19 protein-coding genes and 1 tRNA gene are annotated in these 19762 nt (G+C 68.8%); 10 read left to right on the forward strand and 10 right to left on the reverse strand.

Annotation, left to right across the window (positions count from 1 at the left end; translation table 11 throughout):
* Positions 1 to 21: 21 nt before the first annotated feature.
* Positions 22 to 1014, reverse strand: coding sequence for a zinc-binding dehydrogenase (locus NA3_RS15715; protein ID WP_062964612.1), 993 nt, complete (start codon positions 1012 to 1014; stop codon positions 22 to 24).
* 133 nt (positions 1015 to 1147) lie between these two features.
* Entirely contained in the window at positions 1148 to 2389 is a 1242-nt protein-coding gene (locus NA3_RS15720) for an epoxide hydrolase family protein (RefSeq protein ID WP_062964363.1), read from the reverse strand.
* Positions 2390 to 2475: 86 nt separating this feature from the next.
* Between NA3_RS15720 and NA3_RS15725 the strand changes: the two genes are divergently transcribed.
* Positions 2476 to 2913 carry a MarR family winged helix-turn-helix transcriptional regulator gene (locus tag NA3_RS15725; RefSeq protein ID WP_227995204.1) on the forward strand — a complete coding sequence of 146 codons (438 nt, stop codon included), beginning with the start codon at positions 2476 to 2478 and terminating at the stop codon, positions 2911 to 2913.
* A gap of 38 nt (positions 2914 to 2951) precedes the next feature.
* Here the strand turns inward: NA3_RS15725 and NA3_RS15730 are convergent, their stop codons facing one another.
* Genes NA3_RS15730 through NA3_RS15740 form a run of 3 tightly spaced genes read right to left on the reverse strand, consistent with a single transcriptional unit; the run spans position 2952 to position 5997 of the window.
* Positions 2952 to 5045: an MMPL family transporter gene (locus NA3_RS15730; protein WP_062964613.1), complete on the reverse strand. Its 2094-nt coding sequence runs from the start codon at positions 5043 to 5045 to the stop codon at positions 2952 to 2954.
* An 8-nt stretch (positions 5046 to 5053) separates the two neighbouring features.
* Positions 5054 to 5587, reverse strand: coding sequence for a WKL family lipoprotein (locus NA3_RS15735; RefSeq protein WP_062964365.1), 534 nt, complete (start codon positions 5585 to 5587; stop codon positions 5054 to 5056).
* Positions 5588 to 5643: 56 nt separating this feature from the next.
* Positions 5644 to 5997: a hypothetical protein gene (locus NA3_RS15740; RefSeq protein ID WP_062964366.1), complete on the reverse strand. Its 354-nt coding sequence runs from the start codon at positions 5995 to 5997 to the stop codon at positions 5644 to 5646.
* A gap of 151 nt (positions 5998 to 6148) precedes the next feature.
* Between NA3_RS15740 and NA3_RS15745 the strand changes: the two genes are divergently transcribed.
* From NA3_RS15745 to NA3_RS15760, 4 genes are all read left to right on the forward strand, one after another.
* Positions 6149 to 7171, forward strand: coding sequence for a hypothetical protein (locus NA3_RS15745; RefSeq protein WP_062964367.1), 1023 nt, complete (start codon positions 6149 to 6151; stop codon positions 7169 to 7171).
* Complete coding sequence (locus NA3_RS15750) at positions 7171 to 7461, forward strand: DUF5703 family protein (RefSeq protein ID WP_084491585.1); 291 nt, start codon at positions 7171 to 7173, stop codon at positions 7459 to 7461. The genes NA3_RS15745 and NA3_RS15750 overlap by 1 nt, the downstream gene beginning before the upstream one ends.
* Before the next feature lie 3 nt (positions 7462 to 7464).
* A complete protein-coding gene (locus NA3_RS15755; RefSeq protein WP_062964368.1) occupies positions 7465 to 8559 on the forward strand; it encodes a quinone-dependent dihydroorotate dehydrogenase in 1095 nt (364 codons plus the stop codon).
* A 172-nt stretch (positions 8560 to 8731) separates the two neighbouring features.
* A complete protein-coding gene (locus NA3_RS15760) occupies positions 8732 to 10564 on the forward strand; it encodes an AMP-dependent synthetase/ligase (protein ID WP_062964369.1) in 1833 nt (610 codons plus the stop codon).
* Positions 10565 to 10641: 77 nt separating this feature from the next.
* Here the strand turns inward: NA3_RS15760 and NA3_RS15765 are convergent, their stop codons facing one another.
* From NA3_RS15765 to NA3_RS15775, 3 genes are all read right to left on the reverse strand, one after another.
* A complete protein-coding gene (locus NA3_RS15765; RefSeq protein WP_062964370.1) occupies positions 10642 to 11193 on the reverse strand; it encodes a YbhB/YbcL family Raf kinase inhibitor-like protein in 552 nt (183 codons plus the stop codon).
* A gap of 33 nt (positions 11194 to 11226) precedes the next feature.
* Positions 11227 to 12582, reverse strand: a complete 1356-nt coding sequence (locus NA3_RS15770) for a M20/M25/M40 family metallo-hydrolase (protein ID WP_062964371.1) — start codon at positions 12580 to 12582, stop codon at positions 11227 to 11229.
* A gap of 102 nt (positions 12583 to 12684) precedes the next feature.
* A complete protein-coding gene (locus NA3_RS15775; protein WP_062964372.1) occupies positions 12685 to 13038 on the reverse strand; it encodes a winged helix-turn-helix transcriptional regulator in 354 nt (117 codons plus the stop codon).
* Positions 13039 to 13182: 144 nt separating this feature from the next.
* Between NA3_RS15775 and NA3_RS15780 the strand changes: the two genes are divergently transcribed.
* Positions 13183 to 14037, forward strand: coding sequence for an NAD(P)-dependent oxidoreductase (locus tag NA3_RS15780; RefSeq protein ID WP_308189517.1), 855 nt, complete (start codon positions 13183 to 13185; stop codon positions 14035 to 14037).
* Between the two features lie 15 nt (positions 14038 to 14052).
* Here NA3_RS15780 and NA3_RS15785 read toward each other — a convergent pair whose 3' ends face one another.
* Complete coding sequence (locus tag NA3_RS15785; protein WP_062964374.1) at positions 14053 to 14943, reverse strand: sterol desaturase family protein; 891 nt, start codon at positions 14941 to 14943, stop codon at positions 14053 to 14055.
* A gap of 171 nt (positions 14944 to 15114) precedes the next feature.
* Between NA3_RS15785 and NA3_RS15790 the strand changes: the two genes are divergently transcribed.
* The 4 genes from NA3_RS15790 (at position 15115) to NA3_RS15805 (ending at position 17898) form a co-directional block, all read left to right on the forward strand.
* Positions 15115 to 16551 (forward strand): sensor histidine kinase, encoded by a 1437-nt coding sequence (locus NA3_RS15790; RefSeq protein WP_227995199.1) that lies wholly within the window; start codon positions 15115 to 15117, stop codon positions 16549 to 16551.
* Between the two features lie 38 nt (positions 16552 to 16589).
* Positions 16590 to 17204 carry a response regulator gene (locus tag NA3_RS36040; RefSeq protein WP_062964614.1) on the forward strand — a complete coding sequence of 205 codons (615 nt, stop codon included), beginning with the start codon at positions 16590 to 16592 and terminating at the stop codon, positions 17202 to 17204.
* A gap of 186 nt (positions 17205 to 17390) precedes the next feature.
* Positions 17391 to 17705 carry an integration host factor, actinobacterial type gene (gene mihF, locus NA3_RS15800; protein ID WP_062964376.1) on the forward strand — a complete coding sequence of 105 codons (315 nt, stop codon included), beginning with the start codon at positions 17391 to 17393 and terminating at the stop codon, positions 17703 to 17705.
* Between the two features lie 107 nt (positions 17706 to 17812).
* Positions 17813 to 17898 (forward strand) — tRNA-Leu (locus NA3_RS15805).
* Positions 17899 to 17964: 66 nt separating this feature from the next.
* Here the strand turns inward: NA3_RS15805 and NA3_RS15810 are convergent.
* Positions 17965 to 19680, reverse strand: coding sequence for a SulP family inorganic anion transporter (locus tag NA3_RS15810; protein ID WP_227995196.1), 1716 nt, complete (start codon positions 19678 to 19680; stop codon positions 17965 to 17967).
* Positions 19681 to 19762: the final 82 nt, after the last annotated feature.

Raw genomic sequence — 19762 nt, forward strand, 5'->3', positions numbered from 1 at the left:
CGCCGAGTGTAGGAGCCGCGATCACGGCCGCAGCGCCAGTTTGCCGACGGTCGTGCGAGCTTCCAGTTCGGCAAGCGCCTTCGGGCCGTCGGCGAGGTCGTAGACCGTGGGCCGCGCCGGTCCGATGACACCGGCGGCGACGAGGGCGAACAACTCGGCCATGACCGCGCCGAAGATCTCGGGCGCCGCCTGGATCAGCACGCCGATGTTGAGGCCGATGAGCTGGATCTGGTGTTGGTAGATCAGCTGCCGGTTGCTGATCGTGGCGTCGCCGCCGGCCGCGCCGAAGACGACCACCCGGCCGGTGACCCGTTTGGCCGCGGCGAGGCTGTCCGTGAAGCCGGGGCCGCCGCCGGACTCGAGCACGAGATCGACGCCGGTGCCTCCGGTCAGTTCCAGCACCTCGGCGGCCAGGCTCTCACTGCGCGAGTCCAGTACGTGATCGGCGCCCAGCTCGCGCACGATGTGGTGTTTGCCCACCGCCGCGGCGGCGACGACCGTAGCCCCGACGTGCTTGGCCAGGGTCACCGCGGCCTGTCCGGTGGCGCCCGCCGCGGCCTGGATCAGCACGGTTTCCCCGGCCGCGAGGCGGCCCAGTGGTTTCAGCGCGGCGAGCGCGGTCGGGTGGTTGACGGTCAGGCCCACAGCCTGTTCGGCGGTCCAGCCCTGCGGCACCGGCACGGCCGCGGCGGCCGACAGGACCAGGTATTCGGCGAAGGCACCGTCCCCCACGCCTGTCACGCGTGCTCCGGGCCGGGGTTCGGTCACGCCCTCGCCCACCGCCACGACCTCGCCCGCCGCTTCGAAACCCGCCAGATACGGTGGCTGCGGGCCGCTGCCGAACGTGCCACGGCTTTTCGAGATGTCGGCGAAGTTGACCCCGGCCGCGCTCACACGGATCAGGATCTCGCCGCGGCCGGGATGCGGCACTGGTGCGTCGGTGATCAAGCGGGTGTCTCGCGGCCCCCGCAGCGACGTCTGCTGCAGGGCCCGCATGGTCGCGGGAATCGTCACGGCAATCAGCTCTTTCTCGGCTCGTCGCGCCCCACCGGTTCGGCGGACGCCGACCATGTAGACCTCGGACGCCGCGAAAAGGAATCGGCGCGCGAGAGAGCCGCACGTGACGACTTCGGTGGTACCGACCTGATCAGCGTCGCCCGCGGAAAGTGCGGCGCAGGTCGTCGATCCACAGATCCGGGATCTCCCACGGGATGAAGTGGCCGCCGCGATCGTGGACGGTGAGGTTGACGTGGTTGTACCACGGGGCGCGGTCGCCGGTGCGGAAGTTCTCGACGCGGCTGTCGGTATCGACGCCGGGTGGGTTCTCGTAGCCGACGAAGGTGATGCCGGTGGGTGCCTCGACGACCGGGACGCGGTCGTGCGACGGCGTCCAGGGGTAGCGATTGTTGTTGGCGTAGAGCCGGATCGAGGTGCCGATGGTGTTGGTGACCCAGTAGATCGTCGCATGGGTGAGCAGATCGTCTCTGCTGAACACGGTTTCGACATCGCCGCCGTTGTCGCTCCACGTGCTCCAGCGTTCGAGGATCCACGCCAGCATGCCCGCCGGGGAATCCGACAGAGCGTGGGCCAGGGTGCTGGGAGCGAGCAGGTGTGCGGCCAGGTGGACGGCGAAACGCCTGTCCAGCTCAACGAACCGGGCATGCACCTCGGCGGGCAGGCCGTCGGGAATCGGGCGTCCGCCGCTGAAGTCCCAGGCTCGATCGCCGTTGAACAGGGTCAGTTTCAGCCCGGACCCGATGTGGATGGCATACAACTGCTCGGCGTATTTGTGGCCGAGCTGTGCGGTGACCAGCGCGCCGACGTCGCAGCCCGCGGCGGCGTACTTCTCGTGGCCCAGCACCTCGGTCATCAGCGTGTGCCAGAGGTCGGCGACCTTCCAGAAGTTCAGATCCGGCCGGTCGAGCAGCGGGCTGGAGAACCCGAACCCCGGAAACGACGGCACGATCACATCGAATGCCTCGGCCGGATCACCGCCGTGCGCACCCGGATCGGCCAGGGGGCCGGCGACCTTGGACCAGTGCCAGAACGTCCAGGGCCAGCCGTGCGTCAGGATCAGCGGCGTCGGGTTCGGCCCGACGCCGGGCTTGCGCATGAAGTGGATCGGCACCCCGTCGATGTCGACCTTGTAATGCTGGAAGGTGTTGATCTCGGCTTCGGCTGCGCGCCAGTCGTATTCGCTGCGCCAGTAGTCGACGAGCTCCCGCATACAACCGGCGGGCACGCCGTAATACCCGTCGTCGTTGCCGGCGTCGTCGGGCAGACGAGTCAGTTCCAGGCGCTGCCGCAGGTCGGCGAGCACACTGTCGGGGACGTGAATCGTCGTGGGAGTCAAGGGAAACGGTCGGGCATCGTCGATAGTGTCGCTCATGGGGGCCTCCTCCGCCGTGTGAACGCCACACTTACATAAGCAACTTATTTAAGCAACTTGTATAAGTTCCGGATATAGTGGCCGATGTGGACGACATCGACGATTTCGACGTGGACGGGTTCGCCGCGGTGATCGAGGACTTCAACCGCGTCTACATCCGCATCCCGGTCCGGGAGAAGCTGCCGTTCACCACGCTGTCGGTGCTCGACACCCTGGCGCAGCGGGGACCGATGCGACTGACGGAGCTGACCGACACCGAACAGATGACCCAGCCCGGGATCACGCAACTCGTCGCGCGGTTGGAACGCGACGGCCTGGTGCTGCGCCGCCGCGACCCCGGCGACGGGCGAGCCGTGCTCGTACACCTCACCGAGGCAGGCCGGCAGGTCCGGCAAAGCCGCCACGACGACCGCGTGCGCCATCTGGCTCCGCTGATCGGCGAACTGAGCCCCGCGCAGCGCAGGGCACTGGCGGCCGCACTGCCCGCCCTCACCCGGCTCGCGCACCTCGAGCGGGAGCGCTGACACCGCGTATCCCTCTCACTCCGGATAGCGGTTGACGCTCACCGCCACACCAATTTCAGCACCGCGGGGGTCAGCAGCATGCGGATCACCGTGGCGTCCAGGATCAGGGCCGCGATCATGCCGTAGGCGATGTATTTCATCAGCACCAGATCCGAGAACCCGAACGCGCCGGTGACCACGATCAGAATCGCCGCCGCCGAGGTTATCACCCCGCCGGTGTGCGCGATGCCGAAGCGGATCGCCTCCGCCGGCGGTGCCCCACCCGCGCGCGCCTCGGCCATGCGCGACTGCAGGAATACTTCGTAGTCGGTGGACAATCCGAACAGCACCGTCACGATCAGGACCAGCACCGCGAACATCAGCGGCCCCGGGGTGAAGCCGAGCAGCCCGGCGCCGTGCCCTTCGACGAATATCCACGTCAGGATGCCCAGCGCCGCACCGAGACTCAGCGCACTCATCAGCACGGCCTTCAGCGCGAGCACGATCGAGCGGAACGCGATGTACATCAGCACCAGGGCCGCGGTCGCCAGAACCGTTGCCAGCAAGGGTAATCCGTCGATGAGGCCGTGAATGGCGTCGCGTTCCAGGGCCGGCACCCCGGCGACCATCACCCGCACCCCGGGCGGATGCGGAATCGCGCGCAGCGCCGCGATGGCGGCGTCGGCATCGGTCTTGTGCACCAGACCGGTGGACAGCACATTGATGCCGTTGGTCGTCGGCGCCGCCGCCTCGAACGGACCGGTCAGCCCGGGTGCGAAATTGGCTTGGAACCGGATATCCGACAGCTGCTGCGGATCCGCCCCGACGACCACCAATTTCACTGGCTCGGTGCGGAATTCGGGAAACAGCGTGTCGAATTTCTCCTGCGCGACGCGGGCCGGGTTGTCGGCCGCGAGGTAGCGCTCGGACAGGCCGCCGAATTCGATATTGCGGAAGGGGATCAGCAGGAACAGCAGTCCGGCCACCACCGGCACGATCACCCGCGCCGGATGGCGCATCGCGAACAGGGCCAGCTTGGAGAAGAAACCGTTGTCGATCTCCTGGGCGCTGCGGATCCCGGCGAACCGGTGCCAGCCCCACAGATCGATGCGCCGCCCGACGATGCTCAGCGCCGCCGGCAGCGCGGTGACCGACAGCAGTGCCGCCAGCAGAACCGAACTGATGCCGCCGTAGGGCACCGAGCGCAGCACCCCGTTCGGGTAGATGAACAGCGCCGCCAGGCTCACCGCGATGATCGCCGCGGAGAACAGCACCGTGCGCCCGGCGGTGGCGACCGTGCGCGCGGTCGCCTCCTCCACAGTGCGCCCCGCCGCCAGCTCCTCCCGGAACCGGGTCACCGCGAACAGGCCGTAATCGATCGCCAGCCCCAGGCTCACCAGAGTGACCACGGCGCTGGCGAAGACGTTGACGTCGATGTGGTCGGTGAGCAGGCGCATCATGCCCTGACTGCCCAGGATCGTCATCGCGCCGATGAGCACCGGCAGCAGTGCGCCCACCACGCCGCCGAACACGAAATACAGCAGGACCGCCACCACCGGTAGCGCGATCAGTTCGGCGCGGTGGATGTCGTCCTGCATCCCGATGTTGATGCCCTCGACCACCGGTTGCAAACCCGCCAGCTGTACCGTCGTGCCGCCCGGCCCGCGCCCGGAACCGCCTGCGCCCAAATCGTTTCGAATGGCGAGGTAGTTGTCGACCGTCGCGGTGTCGGAGCCGTGCAGGCCGATGCTGGCGAAGGCGTGGGTGCGGGAGGCGTCGGCGAACTGCCCCATCATCGAGCCGTCGAAGTAACTGTCGATCTTCTTGATCCGGTCCGGATACCGGTCGTGCAGATCCTTCAGCGCCGAGGCGATCGCCGTACGGATCGGCGGATCGTCGACGGTGTGGCCGGGCGGTGCGGTGTAGAGCACGATCACGTCGGCATCGGTGTCGCGGCCGAAGGTCTGGTCGGCGAGTTTGGAGGCGACCACCGATTCGCTGTGCTCGTCGAACCATCCACCCTGGGTCAGCCGCGAGCCCAGATCACGGCCGTAGAACCCGGAGACGGCAACGATCAGCACGAAGATCGCGAAAACCAGGTAGCGATGGTGATGAACGAATCGGCCCCAGCGCAGCAGAAAGCCCTCGAGCATGCCGGGGGTCAGCCGCAGGCCGGGGTGCGGTAGTCGGCCGAACGCAGAATCCCGCACAGGTCGGTGCGCGAGATCTTCCACTTCCCGTCGTTGTCGACGAAATGCACGATGGTGGTGCGCACGTTCTCGCCGGTGCCGTCCTTGTCCAGCCGCATCGTGGCGGTCAGGGTGCCGTCGTGGTTGTCGAAGACCGGATCGACCACGCCGTACACGGCCCGCGGATTGTCGTGCAGCGCCTTGTACATGTCGGGAATGGCGTCCTTGAAGGCGGCGCCGTCCTCGATCAGATCGGTGCGTTCACTGTCGGGCAGCGAGGGGTCCAGTGCGCGTTTGATCTGCGAATCCAGCTGTGCGGCGGTCGGCAACGGCGGCCGGTTGGCACTGCTGACGGCAGCCGCCTCCGAGGAGGAAGTGAGCGCGGCGTAGGCCGACGAGCGCGCCGCCGCCACCGAAGCCTCGTCCGGACCGCTGTCGCAGGCGGCGATCACCAGCGCGAGCATCGTGATTCCCCATGCGGCGTGGACCGTGCGTCGCAATGCCATGACGTCCTCGAATGTGTCGAAAGTAACCGGTGGTTCCTACAGTCTGGCACGTGGATTCAGCGGCCCTCGATGACCGCGCTCAACCGGCTCAGCAGGGCGCGCACCGTCGTGGTCGCCCCGCGCTGCTCCGAGACCGGCACGGCGGTCGGCACCAGATCACGCACCAGGGCGCGCACGCTGCGGGCGTCGTCGAGGTCGATATCGGTGACGGCGGCCTCGACCACCGCCACCACATCCTCGGGACCGGGCACGTCGGTGGTGGTGTCGGCGCGATAGATCTCGAGGGTGAGGGTGGAACGCACCGTGCGGAAGGCGAACGGCTGCCCCTCGGCCGTTCGGCCGAACCCGTGCGCGAACGGACCGACGGTCAAATCTTCAAGTGTGAATTCAGACGTGCGGTCTGTTTCCAACCGAGACTCCCCTGGTTCGACGTCCGATGCGAGGTATTCACGGTAACGGGTGAGGCGCGTGCCACGCCGGAACCACCCCGGTGAGCGGGCCGCGTGTCCGATCATGGTCAGATGAAACAGTACGCATGAGTCACACGAAGGAGTTCGGAGCATGCGGGGTAACCGGTCGGCACTGGGTGCCGTCCTCGCGGCCGCCGGCGCCGTCGTGCTCGTCGCGGGCTGTTCGTCCCATAGCGGCGATACGACCGCCCCTGCGGCCGGTGCTCCCGGAAGCGCCGCCGCCGCGCCGGCGGCGACCGCCACGCCCGCCGGAGCCGTCACCGCGTTCGGGCCGGTCGGGGCGCTGCTCGCCGAACCCGCCACCGGCCGGGTCGTCGCCCTGGACCCCAACGGCCTCGGCTTACGCCTGGTAGACCCCGCAAATCCCGCCGCCGCGAGGGCGATCACCCTGCCCGCGCACGCGACCGGTCTCGCGCTCGGTGCCCCTGGTGAGGTGCTCGTACCGGCCGGGCGCGAGGTGTTGCGCGTCGATATCGCCACCGCCGCGATCCGCCCGGTGCCCGTGGAGGGCGACGTGCGGGCGGTCGCCCGGCGCGGCGACGGCAGCCTGGTGGCGGGACTCGACGGTGGCCGCGTGCGGATTCTCGACGCCGACGGGCATCCGAGCCACACCATCAGCGGCCTGGGCGCCGTCGACGCGGTGGCCGCCACGGCGAACGCGGTCGCCACCCTGGATCTGAACCAGACCACCCTCACCGAACTGGACCTCGATCACAACCGCCCCGGTCTGGCCCTGCGCGCGGGCCTGGGCGCCACCCACGTCATCAGCGATCACTACGGCCGCCTGCTGGCGGCCGACACCTCCGGCGGCGCGCTGCTGGTCTACACGGCCGATCCTCTGCTGCTGCGCCAGCGCTTCCCGGTCGGGCCCTCCCCCTACGCACTGGCCTACGATGAACGGTCCGACACCGTGTGGCTCACGCTCAGCGGAAGCAACGAGGTGGTCGGTTTCGATCTGTCGACCGGTATACCGGAAGAAGTGGGCCGATTCGCAACGGTGCGCCAGCCCGATTCGCTGACGATCGACAGCCGCACCGGCGACATGTTCGTCGGGTCGGCAACCGGAGACGGTCTGCAACGCATCGGCGCGGACCAGAGGAAGAGAGGTCAGTGATGGCTCGAGCGCCTCGATACGAGTCGGCGTCCGGCGCCGCACATCGCGACCGGCACAGAAGGTCGATCCCCGCGGGATGGGAGGAGACCAGCGAAGAAGGAGAATACGAGTACGTGCCGCTACGACTACCCCCGGACGTGAATCGGGTCACCGCGTCCATGCGCCTGGCCATCCAGGCCGAATTCGGCGGCTGGGAGCTCTCGCGAGTGCGGGCCTACACCGACGGCAGCCGGCGAGTGTTGTTGCGGCGGCGCAAAACCAGCTTCCCCGTGACCGAAACGGGGATGTGAGGGATGTATTCCTTATTCCTGCGGTTGCTGTTCCTGGTGCCGCCCGAGCGTATTCATCACCTCGCGTTCACCGTCATCCGGCTCACGACCGCTTTCCCGCCGACACGATGGCTCGCTCGCAAGCTCACCGCGGCCGATGACCCGATCCTCGCCACCACCGTCTTCGGCATCGACTTCCCGGCCCCGCTGGGGTTGGCCGCGGGGTTCGACAAGGACGCCACCGGTGTGAACGCTTGGGGCGCAGTGGGTTTCGGTTTCGCCGAGATCGGCACCGTCACCGCGCAGGCGCAGCCGGGTAATCCGGCGCCGCGACTGTTCCGGCTGCCGGCCGACCACGCGCTGATCAACCGGATGGGCTTCAACAACCACGGCGCCGCCGCGGCCGCGGAACGGCTGGCCGCCCGCCGGAGCGGTGGCGTGCCGATCGGCGCCAACATCGGCAAGACCAAGGTCGTCGAGCCCGAACACGCCGCCGAGGACTATGCGCTCAGCGCCCGGCTGCTGGGCCCGCTCGCGGACTTCGTCGTGGTCAACGTCAGCTCGCCCAACACCCCGGGGCTGCGCGATCTGCAGGCGGTGGAATCGCTGCGCCCGCTGCTGCGCGCGGTGCTCGACAGTGTCGCCGCCGGCGCCGAACCCAAACCGGTCCTGGTCAAGATCGCCCCCGACCTGTCCGACGAGGACATCGACGCGGTCGCCGACCTGGCCGTCGAACTCGGCCTCGCCGGAATCGTGGCCACCAACACCACCATTCGCCGCGACGGACTGGCCACTCCGGCCGCCGAGGTCGCCGCGATGGGCGCGGGCGGGCTGTCCGGCCCGCCGGTAGCCGAGCGCTCGCTCGAGGTGCTGCGCCGCCTCTACGCCCGCGTCGGAGACCGGCTGGTGCTGATCTCGGTCGGCGGCATCGAGAACGCCGACCAGGCCTACGAGCGCATTCTCGCGGGAGCCTCGCTGCTGCAGGGCTACACCGGGTTCATCTACGGCGGGCCGTTCTGGACACGGACGGTGCACCGCGGCATCGCCGCCCGCCTGCGCGCGGACGGATACCGCAGCCTCGCCGAGGCCGTCGGCGCCGCCCACACCGCCCGCGCCTGAGCGCCGCCGAACCCACCCGCTCGCCGATCCCGCTGCTGCGTCCGGTTTCCGATGCGCGAGCCGGTTGCTACCGGCCGGAAGAGCCCCCCGAATGTCCGATTTCACGTTTAGGATGGGTGATCCGCATCACGTCCCAGGCGTGATGTTCGTGCACTGACCGGGAACAAGGGATATGACCACAGCAGAGATCGGCTACAACCACCACACCGGGGCCACGGTCCGCACCGTGCCCGAGGCCTTCCAGCAGACGGCGACACTACGCCCGAACCAGGTCGCGTTGCGGACCGTCGGCGGCACCCAGCAGATCACCTGGGCCGACTACGCGCGCCGGGTGCGCGCGATCGCGGCCGGGCTGGCGAAACTCGGTGTCGCGCACGGTGACACGGTCGGGATCATGCTCACCAACCGGCCGGAGTTCAATCTGGTCGACACCGCGATCCTGCATCTGGGCGCCACCCCGTTCTCGGTGTACAACACCAGCTCTCCCGAACAGATCGCGCACGTGTTCGGCAACGCCGAGAACGGCGTGGTCGTCACCGAACAAGCGTTCCTGGCGCCGATCACCGCCTCCGGGGTGAAACTCGAGCACGTGATCGTCGTCGACGGCGCCGCGCCCGAGGGCGGGCTGACCCTGGACCAGATCGAAAACGATCCGGCCGAGGATTTCGATTTCGACGCCGCCTGGCAGGCGGTGCGGCCCGACGATCTGGCCACCCTCATCTACACCTCCGGCACCACCGGGCCGTCGAAGGGCGTGGAGATCACCCACGCCAATGTCGTCGCCCAGATCGTCGCGCTCACCAACGGCGCTCTCGTCGCCGATATCGACGCCCGGGCGGTGTCGTATCTGCCGGCCGCTCACGTCGCCGACCGCATCTCCGGGCACTGCCTCAATCTGTTCACCGGCGTCACCCTCACCTGCGTGCCGGATCCGCGTGAGATCGCCGCCGCGCTGCCCGATGCCCGGCCGACCTTCTTCTTCGGCGTGCCTCGGGTGTGGCAGAAGATCAAGGCCGGTGTCGACGCGGCGATCGCCACCGAATCCAGCCCGGTCAAGAAGGCGCTGGCGCAGTGGGCGATCGGCGTCGGCGTGGCCACGGCCCGCGCGCGACTGGCCGGCGGCAACGGCGGCCCGCTGCCGGCCGTGCAGCACAAACTGGCCGATGCGCTGGTGTTGTCGAAGTTGCGCGCCACCCTCGGCCTGGACGAGCTGAAGGTCGCGTCCTCGGGTGCGGCCGCGATCCCGCCGGAGACGCTGGAATTCCTGCTCGGCCTCGGCTTCACCGTCAGCGAGGTGTGGGGCATGTCGGAGACCACCGGCGTCGGCACCTTCACCGAACTGGACAAGCCGCGCCCCGGATCGGTGGGCCGGGCCGTCGACGGGGTGGAGATCCGCCTCGACAGCGACGGGGAACTGCTCATCCGCGGCGGCATCGTCACCCACGGCTACCGCAAGATGCCCGAGAAGACCAGTGAGGCCATCGATTCCGACGGCTGGCTGCACACCGGCGACATCGCGACCATCGACGGTGACGGCTACGTCACCATCGTCGACCGCAAGAAGGAACTGATCATCACCGAGGCCGGGAAGAACATCTCCCCGACCAATATCGAGAATTCGGTGAAGGCCGCCTCGTCGCTGATCGGCCAGATCGTCGCCATCGGCGACTCCCGCCCCTACATCGCCGCGCTGGTCGTGCTCGACCCCGACACCGCCGTCGTGCGCGCCAAGACGCTGGGCATCCCCGACGCCGATCTCGCCACCCTGGCAGCGCATCCGCAGATCCTCGAGGAGGTGCGTGCCACGATCGTGGCCGGCAACGCCAAACTGTCGCGGGTGGAGCAGATCAAGCGTTTCCGCGTCCTCGCCCGGGCCTGGGAACCCGGCGGCGTGGAACTCACACCCACACTGAAGTTGAAGCGCTCGCCGATCGCCGCCGAATACGCCGCCGACATCGCCGAGCTCTACACCGATCCGGTTCCCGAGGGAGTGCACAGCCTGTAACCGAAACGGTTCGGACGCAGTCTGTTTCACGACGGCGGGGTCTTCGGTTCCCCGAAGACCCCGCCGCCTCGGCCGGACTACTTCTGTTCGTAGGTGCCGACGAGGGTCGCGCGCGCGATGGCGTGCGAGAACAGGTTGAAGCCCAGATAGGCCGGCGTCGCGTCCGCGCCGATGCCCAGCGATTCGACGTCCACCGCGTGCACCACGATGAAGTAGCGGTGGTAGCCGTGTCCGGGCGGCGGGGCGGCGCCGACGAATCCGGCGAAGCCGCCGTCGTTGCGCAGCTGTATCGCACCGGTGGGCAGGGCCCCGCCCTCGCTGCCCTCTCCGGCGCTGCCCGCTCCGGATTCCAGCGAGGTCACCGACGCCGGGATGTCGGCGACGGCCCAGTGCCAGAAGCCGGAGCCGGTCGGCGCATCCGGGTCGTACACGGTGACCGCGAAACTCTTGGTCTCGGCCGGGAATCCGCTCCACGACAGCTGCGGGGAGATATCTCTGCCGCCCGCCCCGAACACCCCGCTGACCTGTTCGTTACCCAGCGGCTGTCCGTCGGTGACATCGGTGGAGGTGAGAGTGAACTCGGGCAGCTGCGGCAACGCCGCATAGGGATTGTAGGAATAGTCGGGCACGAGGACCGTCCTTTCTGCTAGTCGAGCGGATCGTCAGCTGTGCAACAGGAAATGCTCCATGACGCGAGCGCCGAATTCCAGCGCCGACACCGGCACCCGCTCGTCCACGCCGTGGAACAGCGCGGAGAAATCCAGGTCCGGCGGCAATTGCAGCGGCGCGAAGCCGAAGCAGCGAATTCCCAAGCGCGCGAAGGCTTTCGCGTCCGTTCCGCCCGACAGCATGTAGGGCACGGTGCGGCCGTTCGGGTCGTGAGCCAGGATGGCGTCGTTCATCGCGTCGACCAGATGCCCGTCGAAGGTCGTTTCGTAGGAGTCGAGTTTGGTGATCCACTCGCGCTCCACGTCCGGGCCGATCAGCTCGTCGACCTCACGCTCGAAGGCCGCCTGACGCCCCGGCACCACCCGGCAGTCCACGGTCGCCTCGGCGGTCTGCGGAATCACGTTCGCCTTGTAGCCGGCGCGCAGCATGGTCGGGTTGGCGGTATCGCGCAGGGTGGCGCCGATGATGCGTGAGATGGTGCCCAGTTTCGCGAGCTGACCTTCGATGTCCGGGCTGTCCGGATCGAAGTCGATGCCGGTCTCCTCGCTGACCGCGGCCAGGAATTCGGCCACCGAATCCGACAGCACCAGCGGGAACGTGTGCTTACCCAGCCGCGCCACCGCCTCGGCCAGGATCGTGACCGCGTTGTCGTCGTGCAGGAACGATCCGTGGCCCGCGCGGGCCTTGGCGCGCAACCGCATCCAGCCCAGGCCTTTTTCGGCGGTCTCCACCAGATACAGCCGCCGCTCGGTGCCGTCGCGGCGCGGCACGGTCAGCGAGAAGCCGCCGACCTCGCCGACCGCCTCGGTGACTCCCTCGAACAGATCCGGCCGGTTGTCGGCCAGCCACTGCGAGCCCCACTTGCCGCCGTTCTCCTCGTCGGCGAGGAACGCGAACACCAGATCACGCGGCGGGACCGTGCCCTCGATCTTGAACTGGCGGGCCACCGCCAGCATCATGCCGACCATATCCTTCATGTCGATCGCGCCGCGGCCCCACACGTAGCCGTCGCGGATCGCGCCCGAGAACGGATGCACACTCCAGTCCGCGGCCTCGGCCGGCACCACGTCCAGATGGCCGTGGATCATCAGCGCGCCACGGCTGGGATCGGCTCCGGGCAAGCGCGCGAACACATTTGCGCGCCCCGGGGCACCCGACTCCACGTACTCGGTGGTGTACCCGGCCTGCTGCAACTGATCGGCCACCCAGTGCGCACATTCGCGTTCACCCTTGGTGGTTTCCAGCACCCCGGTATTGGAGGTGTCGAAGCGAATCAGCGTGCTGACCAATTCGACCACTTCGGCTTCCGCCCGGGAGCGGGACTCGCGCTGTGCGTCGGTACCTGTCACGCCCCTCTTCCTACCATGCGGCGCATCCCGGCGACGTCCGCCCGCGTTGCCGCGAACTCGACGGCTGTACCGAGCCGGGTAGGCCGGCGCTCGAACTTCGGCTCAGCGAGTGTGCGGTACCCGTTCGGCACCGATCCGCTCCATGCGTGCCCGCCCCCACGCACCCAGTGGCGCCAGTGCCGCGTTGAGGGTCGCGCCTGATTCGGTCAGCGAATACTCCACCCGGGGCGGCACTTCCGCGTAGACCTCGCGTTGGATGATCGTGTCCTGTTCCAGTTCACGCAGCTGCTGGACGAGCATTTTCTCCGATACTCCGGCCAATCCGCGACGCAGTTCGCCGAAGCGACGGGTGCCGTGGGTGTCGAGTTCCCAGAGAATGAGCGCCTTCCACTTGCCGCCGACGACATCCATTGCCGCGTCGATTCCGCACAAATACGGACCCCGTCGTTCGCTCATGCCGTCCCTCCACCTGGTCACACACCTAAAGGTAAGTACTACACATATTTGTAAGTACTTGGCGCACAGCGCAATACGGGTCATGATCGGCAGTGGCGCGCCACCCGACCCTACGACATGAGGGAGCAACCCGAGATGCGAGACATGCGAAGGACTGTCAGCGTGCTGGGCCTGGGGGCGATGGGGCGTGCGCTGGCCGCCGCCGCACTGAACGGCGGTCACCGGGTGCGGGTGTGGAATCGCAGCGACGGCGGGGACGACGCACTGATCGCAGCCGGGGCCGTGCGAGCGGCCTCCCCGGCCGCGGCGGTGACCGGCAGCGATCTGGTGATCGTCTGCCTGTTCGACCACGCCTCGATCCACGCCGTCCTGGATCCCGTCGCCGCACCGCCGGCTGCGCTGGTGAACCTCACCACGACGACTCCCGAGCAGGCTCGCGAGCTGGCCGAGTGGTCGCGCAGCCGCGGGATCGCTTACCTCGACGGCGGCATCATGGCGGTCCCGGAGATGATCGGCGGCCCGGCTGCCTCGATCCTCTACAGTGGCGACGAGCCGACGTTTCAGGCAGGCCGCAACGTGCTCGAGCTGTTCGGCGGCGCCGAATACCTCGGCGCGGACCCCGGTCTGGCCGCGGCCTACGACTTCGCGCTCCTAGCGGCGATGTACGCGATGTTCGGCGGGTTCGCCCACGGTGTGGCCATGATGCGCGCCGTCGGAGTCTCGGCCGCCATGTTCGCCGAGCGAGCGGTGCCGTGGCTGACCGCGATGACGCGATCGCTCCCCGAGCAGGCCCGCCTCGCCGATCGTGGCGACTACGCCACCGAGGTGCAAAGCCTGCGATTCAACAAGGCCGCGGTCGACGCGATCGTGCGGGCCGGCCGTGACGCGGGAGTAGCCGTCGACGTGCTTCGCCCGATCAAAGCGCTGATCGACGAACAGATCGCCGACGGCCACGGCGAACAGGCCTTCGCCCGAATCGTGGAAGGCCTGCGCCGCTGATCGGCGATTCGCGAATCAGGCTGCTGCCGAGGTTTTCTCGGTGATTGCGGGCGCGTCACCGATGTGTTCGCGCCAGCCGGGGGGGCCGAACGCGTATCCGAGGCGACCGCGCCAGGTGCCGGCCCCGCGCACATCGCGGAGCAACGCGGCGAATTCGTGGTAATTCACCTTCAGGGGATTCCCGGTGCCGATGTCGTGGGTGAGCCCGTAGCGGATGGGTTCGGATTCGGCGGCGAAGCTGCCGAACACGCGATCCCAGACGATGAACACGCCGCCGTAGTTGGTGTCGAGGTAGGGCTGGTTGGAGCCGTGGTGCACGCGGTGATGGGCGGGGGTGTTGAACACGAATTCCACCGGGCGCCACAGGGTTCGGACGCGCTGGGTGTGGATCGGGAATTGATACAGCAGCCCGAGGGTGTTGAGCAGGAAGATCATCCACGCGGGCAAACCCAGCAGTGCGGCCGGCACCCACGCGAGGCTGCGCATCATTGCCGCGATCGGGTTGAGCCACGGCAACCGGATCGCGGTCGTGAGATTGAAATAGGTGCTCGAGTGGTGCACCGAATGGGCCGTCCACAGCAACCGGATGCGGTGATCGGCCCGGTGCGCCCAGTAATAGCAGAAATCGGTGACCACCAGTCCCAGCAGCCACACCCACCAGTCACGCGGTGACAGGTGCAGTGGTGTCCACGATGCCGCCAGCACGATGGTGGAGAACGGCAGGACGTAGTGCAGCAGCGGCTTGGTGAGCTGGCCGATCGCGTAGGTGGCCCAGTTGGTGGCCGCCTCGCGCCCGTACCGGCCGCTGGGTGCGCGGTCGGGATCGCGGCGCGCGTCCCACCACTCCACGCCCATCATCGCGATGAAGGCCGGCACCGCGTACAGCGCCAGGTCCGCATTGTTCATCCGAACTCCTGTCCCGATCCGATCCGCCCGCGGACACCGAGGCGTCCTCGCGCGCGGCGTGCCACAGCGACGGTAATGCCGCCGACCAGCCGGAACATCGGGCCCGAGAGGGACCTCCGATCCCCCGCCCGAGGGACTCGCCGTCACCGTCCGCGCCGGTATCGTCGCGGTGTGTTGTGGGAGCGAGCGGTGTCGCCGAGCCCGTGGGCGCTGCTGCGGCGTACTCCACGGCGGCCGGAGGCCGAGAGCGCGGCGGGTCCGCCGGGCGGTGAACTGCGGGCGGTGCGCCGATCGCTGACCAGGCAATCGGTGGCGGTCGCGGTGGTCGCGGCGTTGGTGGACGCGGTCGTTTTCGCGCTCTCCGGCATCTTCGCGGTGGCGCCCGGCCCGGCGAGCGCGGTCCTGGTGGCGATCGCGGCGGCCGATCTGGCTTTCGCCGCGCCACCGGCAACGGCCGCGGTCGTCGCCGTGGTCCAGGTCGCGATCCGGCTGGCGGTCACGGTGCTGCTGCACCGGCACGGACTGCCCGTCCGGGTGGCAGACGTCGGCTTCCTCGTCGCCGGCTATCGAGCGGGCGCCTGGTTGTCGGGCCGGGCGTCGCTGGTGACGGTGCCCGTCCTGGTGCTGGGTGCGTGCGGTGCGCCGCTGATCGCGGGCGGGGCGCCGGCGGCGGACTGGCGTCTGCTGCTCACCTCCTCGATCTCCGGTGGTGTCGTGCCATGGCTGGTCGGCCGCTACACCGCAGGTCGCGGCGCCTATATCGCCGAACTGGAGCAGCGCGAACGCCTCGCCCGCCAACAGCAGCGGACCGCGCTGGAACGGGCGCTGACCGACGAACGCGAAGCGATCGCCCGCGACCTGCACGATGTCATCTCCCATCACGTCAGCGCGATCGGCATCCACGCGGGCGCGGCGCGTCTGGCACTGCATGGACGTGGCGCCGCCACCGCCGCGGCGACGCGCTCCCTGTCGGCGGTGGAATCGGAGAGCCGCGCGGCGATGGTGGATCTACGCCGCCAGCTCGATCTGCTGCACGGCCGCGAGGACGCCGCCCGACAGCCGGGTATGGCCGATATCGACGCTCTGGTCGACCGCGTGCGCGGCGCCGGCCTGGATCTGGCCGTCACCACCACCGGCGCCGAACTACCCCGTTCGCTCGACATCACCGTCTACCGGATCGTCCAGGAACTGCTCACCAACGCCCTGCGCCACGGCGCCGGCAGCGCGCGGCTGACGGTCCGCAACGACGGCACCGAGGTCGAGATCGAACAGACCAATCCGCTTGCCGGCGAAGAGGATTCGACCGTATGCGCGCCTTGCTTGCCGGCGGTGCGGGCAACGGCTCACCTCGATTCGGCAGCGACTCCCCGCGCAACCGTCCCTGCCACCACACCGGCCATGGCCAGGTTCCGTTCCGGCCGGCGAACGCCGCCGCGAGAACGCGGGCCTGCGCGGCCGGACGGTGCCGCCCCGGAGGCGACCACGGGCGTGCATCGGGGACTCGACGGTATCCGCCGGCGCGCGGAGCTCTTCGGCGGCAGCGTGGACCACGGCATCGCCGACGGCCGCTGGCGCGTCCTCGTCCGGCTCCCGGGCGGGCGGTCGTGACCGGCACGGTCCGCGTCCTCATCGCCGACGACCACGCGATGTTCCGATCCGGACTGCGGGCCGTCCTCGATGCGGCCCCGGACCTCGAATGCGTCGGCGAGGCGGGCGACGGTCGCACCGCCATCGCCGCTACCGCGCGGCTACGGCCCGACGTGGCCATCCTCGACATCCGGATGCCGAAACTCGACGGTTTGGAGGCCACGGAGGCGATCGTGGCCGCCGGCGGCACCCGGGTGCTGGTGCTGACCACCTACGACAGCGAGGCGAGCCTCGCACGCGCCCTGCAGGCCGGTGCCAGCGGATTCCTGCTCAAGACGCTGCCGCCGGAGGAGCTGATCGCGGCGATCCGCGTGGCGGTGCGCGGTGACGCGATCATCGACCCGTCGATGACCCGCCGCCTGGCCGCCCGGCTGGCCGGCACGCTGGCCCCGCCGCCACCGCCCGATCACGCCCTGACCGCCCGGGAACAGCAGGTTCTCCTCCTGCTCGCCGACGCCCGCAGCAACAGCGAAATCGCCGCCGCCCTGGGGGTCGGCGAGGAGACGGTGAAAACCCACGTATCCCGGATTCTGGCGAAACTGCAAGTGCGCGACCGCATTCAGGCCGTCGTGTACGCCTACCGGCACGGCTTGGTGCGATCACCCGGCCGCTAGCCGTGCGCCAGGGGCCCCGGCGACGTGGGCGAATCCTGGCAAATTTCCCGCATCTCGGGTATCCGAACCCCCGGCACCACCGCCGAACCGGGATTATCCTCGCGGTGTGTCGACCCATCACCGGGCTGCCGGTGATGTTCAATCGGTGCCGTTGAGGTTCCAGCGAACGAGTGAAAGGTTAGAGACATGGCACTTCCCACCATGACCGCCGAGCAACGCTCCGAAGCGCTGGCCAAGGCGGCCGCGGTCCGTAAGGCGCGGTCGGAACTGATCGAGCAGATTCGCAAGGGCTCGATCTCGTTGGCCCAGGTGCTCGAGCGCGCCGACAAAGAGGACCTGGTCAAGAAGACGAAGGTCGCCGCGGTCATCAAGGCCCTGCCCGGCATCGGGCCGGTCAAGGCGGCAAAGCTGATGGACGAAGCCGATATTCCGGTCGACCGCCGTATCGGCGGCCTGGGGTCCCGTCAGCGTGCCGCACTGCTCGAGGCGTTGACGAACTAACCCTCCCGAAGGCGGCGCTCAGCAGTCACTCGCGAGTCCGGGACCTGCACGGACACCCGTGATTTGGACCTTGCGGAGAGATCCGTTAACCTTGCTGAGCACCACCGGTCCGGGTGGCGGAATGGCAGACGCGCTAGCTTGAGGTGCTAGTGCCCTATTAACGGGCGTGGGGGTTCAAGTCCCCCTCCGGACACTGTGTGTAACTCTGAGTTACAGATAACCCCCGGCTTCGGCCGGGGGTTATCTGTTTCCCGTGATTCTATCGCGTCGGCTCGGCGCCGTCGGAGTGTTCGTCCACATCGGGCAGATCCGCGACCGCCGCCGTCACGGTCGGATACAGGCCGACCGGCCTCGCGTCGGCTTCGGCGGTGCCCAGTGCGTCACCGAACTGGCCGATCGAGCGGGCGATCCGGAAGTCGATGTGTCGCCGGCCCAGGTCGTCGCGCAGATCCGCCAGCATCGCCGCGGCGGTGACGTCGATACTCGGCGAGGTCTCGGCGTCGAGAACCACCAGCCGGGTCCGGTCGGTGCACAGCTGCTCGATCCGTCCGCGCACGTAGTCGGCGTTGGCGAAGAACAGGCCCGACTCGACCCGCACGACCACCAGATCCGGTCGCTGGGTCAACTCCGGATGCCGGTCCGCATCCAGCCACAGCGTTCCGGAGCGCACCACCGGCGCCACGTGCGGGCGGGACGAGCGGTACACCAGCAGCAGCATGGAGATGCCGATCCCGATCAGCAGGCCGGGCAGCGTATCGAACAGCAGGACGCCGATCATCGCCGCGACGGCGGCGGCGAAGTCCGCGCGGGCGGCCTTGCCGTAGATTCCGCCCAGGCGCTGCGTCCACACCCGATACAGCCGCCGCAGCGCCGCGAAATCGACCAGCTCGATCACCGCCGCGATCACCACACCCGCCAGCGTCGCCTCGGGCAGGTTCTCGAACAGACCGGTCAGGAACAGCAGGGTCAGCACGGTCAGCGCCGCCACCACCAGCCCACTGCCCTGCGATCTGGCCCCTGCCGAGCCGTTGACGGCGGTTTTGGACAGGCTTCCGTTCACGACCATGCCCGAGGCCAGCCCGGCGCCCAGATTCGCCGCGCCCAGTCCGAGCAGTTCGCGATTGGCGTCGATCTGGTAACCCGCTTTGGCCGCATAGGTTTTCGCCGCGCCGAGGCCCTCGGCGAAGCCGATCAGCAGTACGCCCACCGCGGGGCCCAGCAGATCGATGTAGGTGCTGACATCGAGCCCGTCCGGAAGCCCCAGCGCCGGCAGGCCGGAATCGATGTGGCCGACGATGGCGACTCCTCGCTCGTCCAGATCGAACACCGCGACCGCGCCGATTCCGGCCAGCACGGCGAGCAGCGAACCGGGGACCAGCGGCAGCCATCGCTTCACCGCCAGCACGATCGCCAGGCTCGCGACACCGACCACCACGGTCCGCCACTGCGCATCGCCGAGATGGCGCAGCACACCCCACGCCTGCTCGAAGAAGTTGCCGCCGTGCTTCGGGATGCCGAGCAGTTTCGGCACCTGGCCGATGATGATCGTCAACGCCAGCCCGATGATGAATCCCTTGAGCACCGGTTCGGAGATGAAGGCGGCGACGAAGCCGAGGCGGATCGCCCCCGCGATCAGGCCCACGATTCCGGTGGCGATGGCCAGCCCCGCCGAGAGCGCGATGTAGCGGCCGCCGTCCGCGCCCGCCATCGGCGTCACGATCGCCGCCGACAGCGCCGCGGTCGCCGACATCGGTCCGACCACCAGATGCCGGGAACTACCCGCCAGCGCGTACAGCACGAGCGACGGCACGGCCGCGTAGAGGCCCACGACCGGCGGCACACCCGCGATCGAGGCGTAGGCCAGCGCTTCCGGCACCAGGACCGCCCACACGGTCAGGCCGGCGACGACATCGGCACGCAACCACTGCGGGCGATATCCCGCCAAGGATTCGAATATCACCCAGCGTGCCGCCACCTGTCCTCCACCCGTCCGCAGGACCGGTCTCCCGATCACAGACCGTCGTTGCCGCTCGGCAGCGACGCTAACGACGGTGGCG

The sequence above is a fragment of the Nocardia africana NBRC 100379 genome (assembly GCF_001612635.1).
Classification (GTDB): domain Bacteria; phylum Actinomycetota; class Actinomycetes; order Mycobacteriales; family Mycobacteriaceae; genus Nocardia; species Nocardia africana.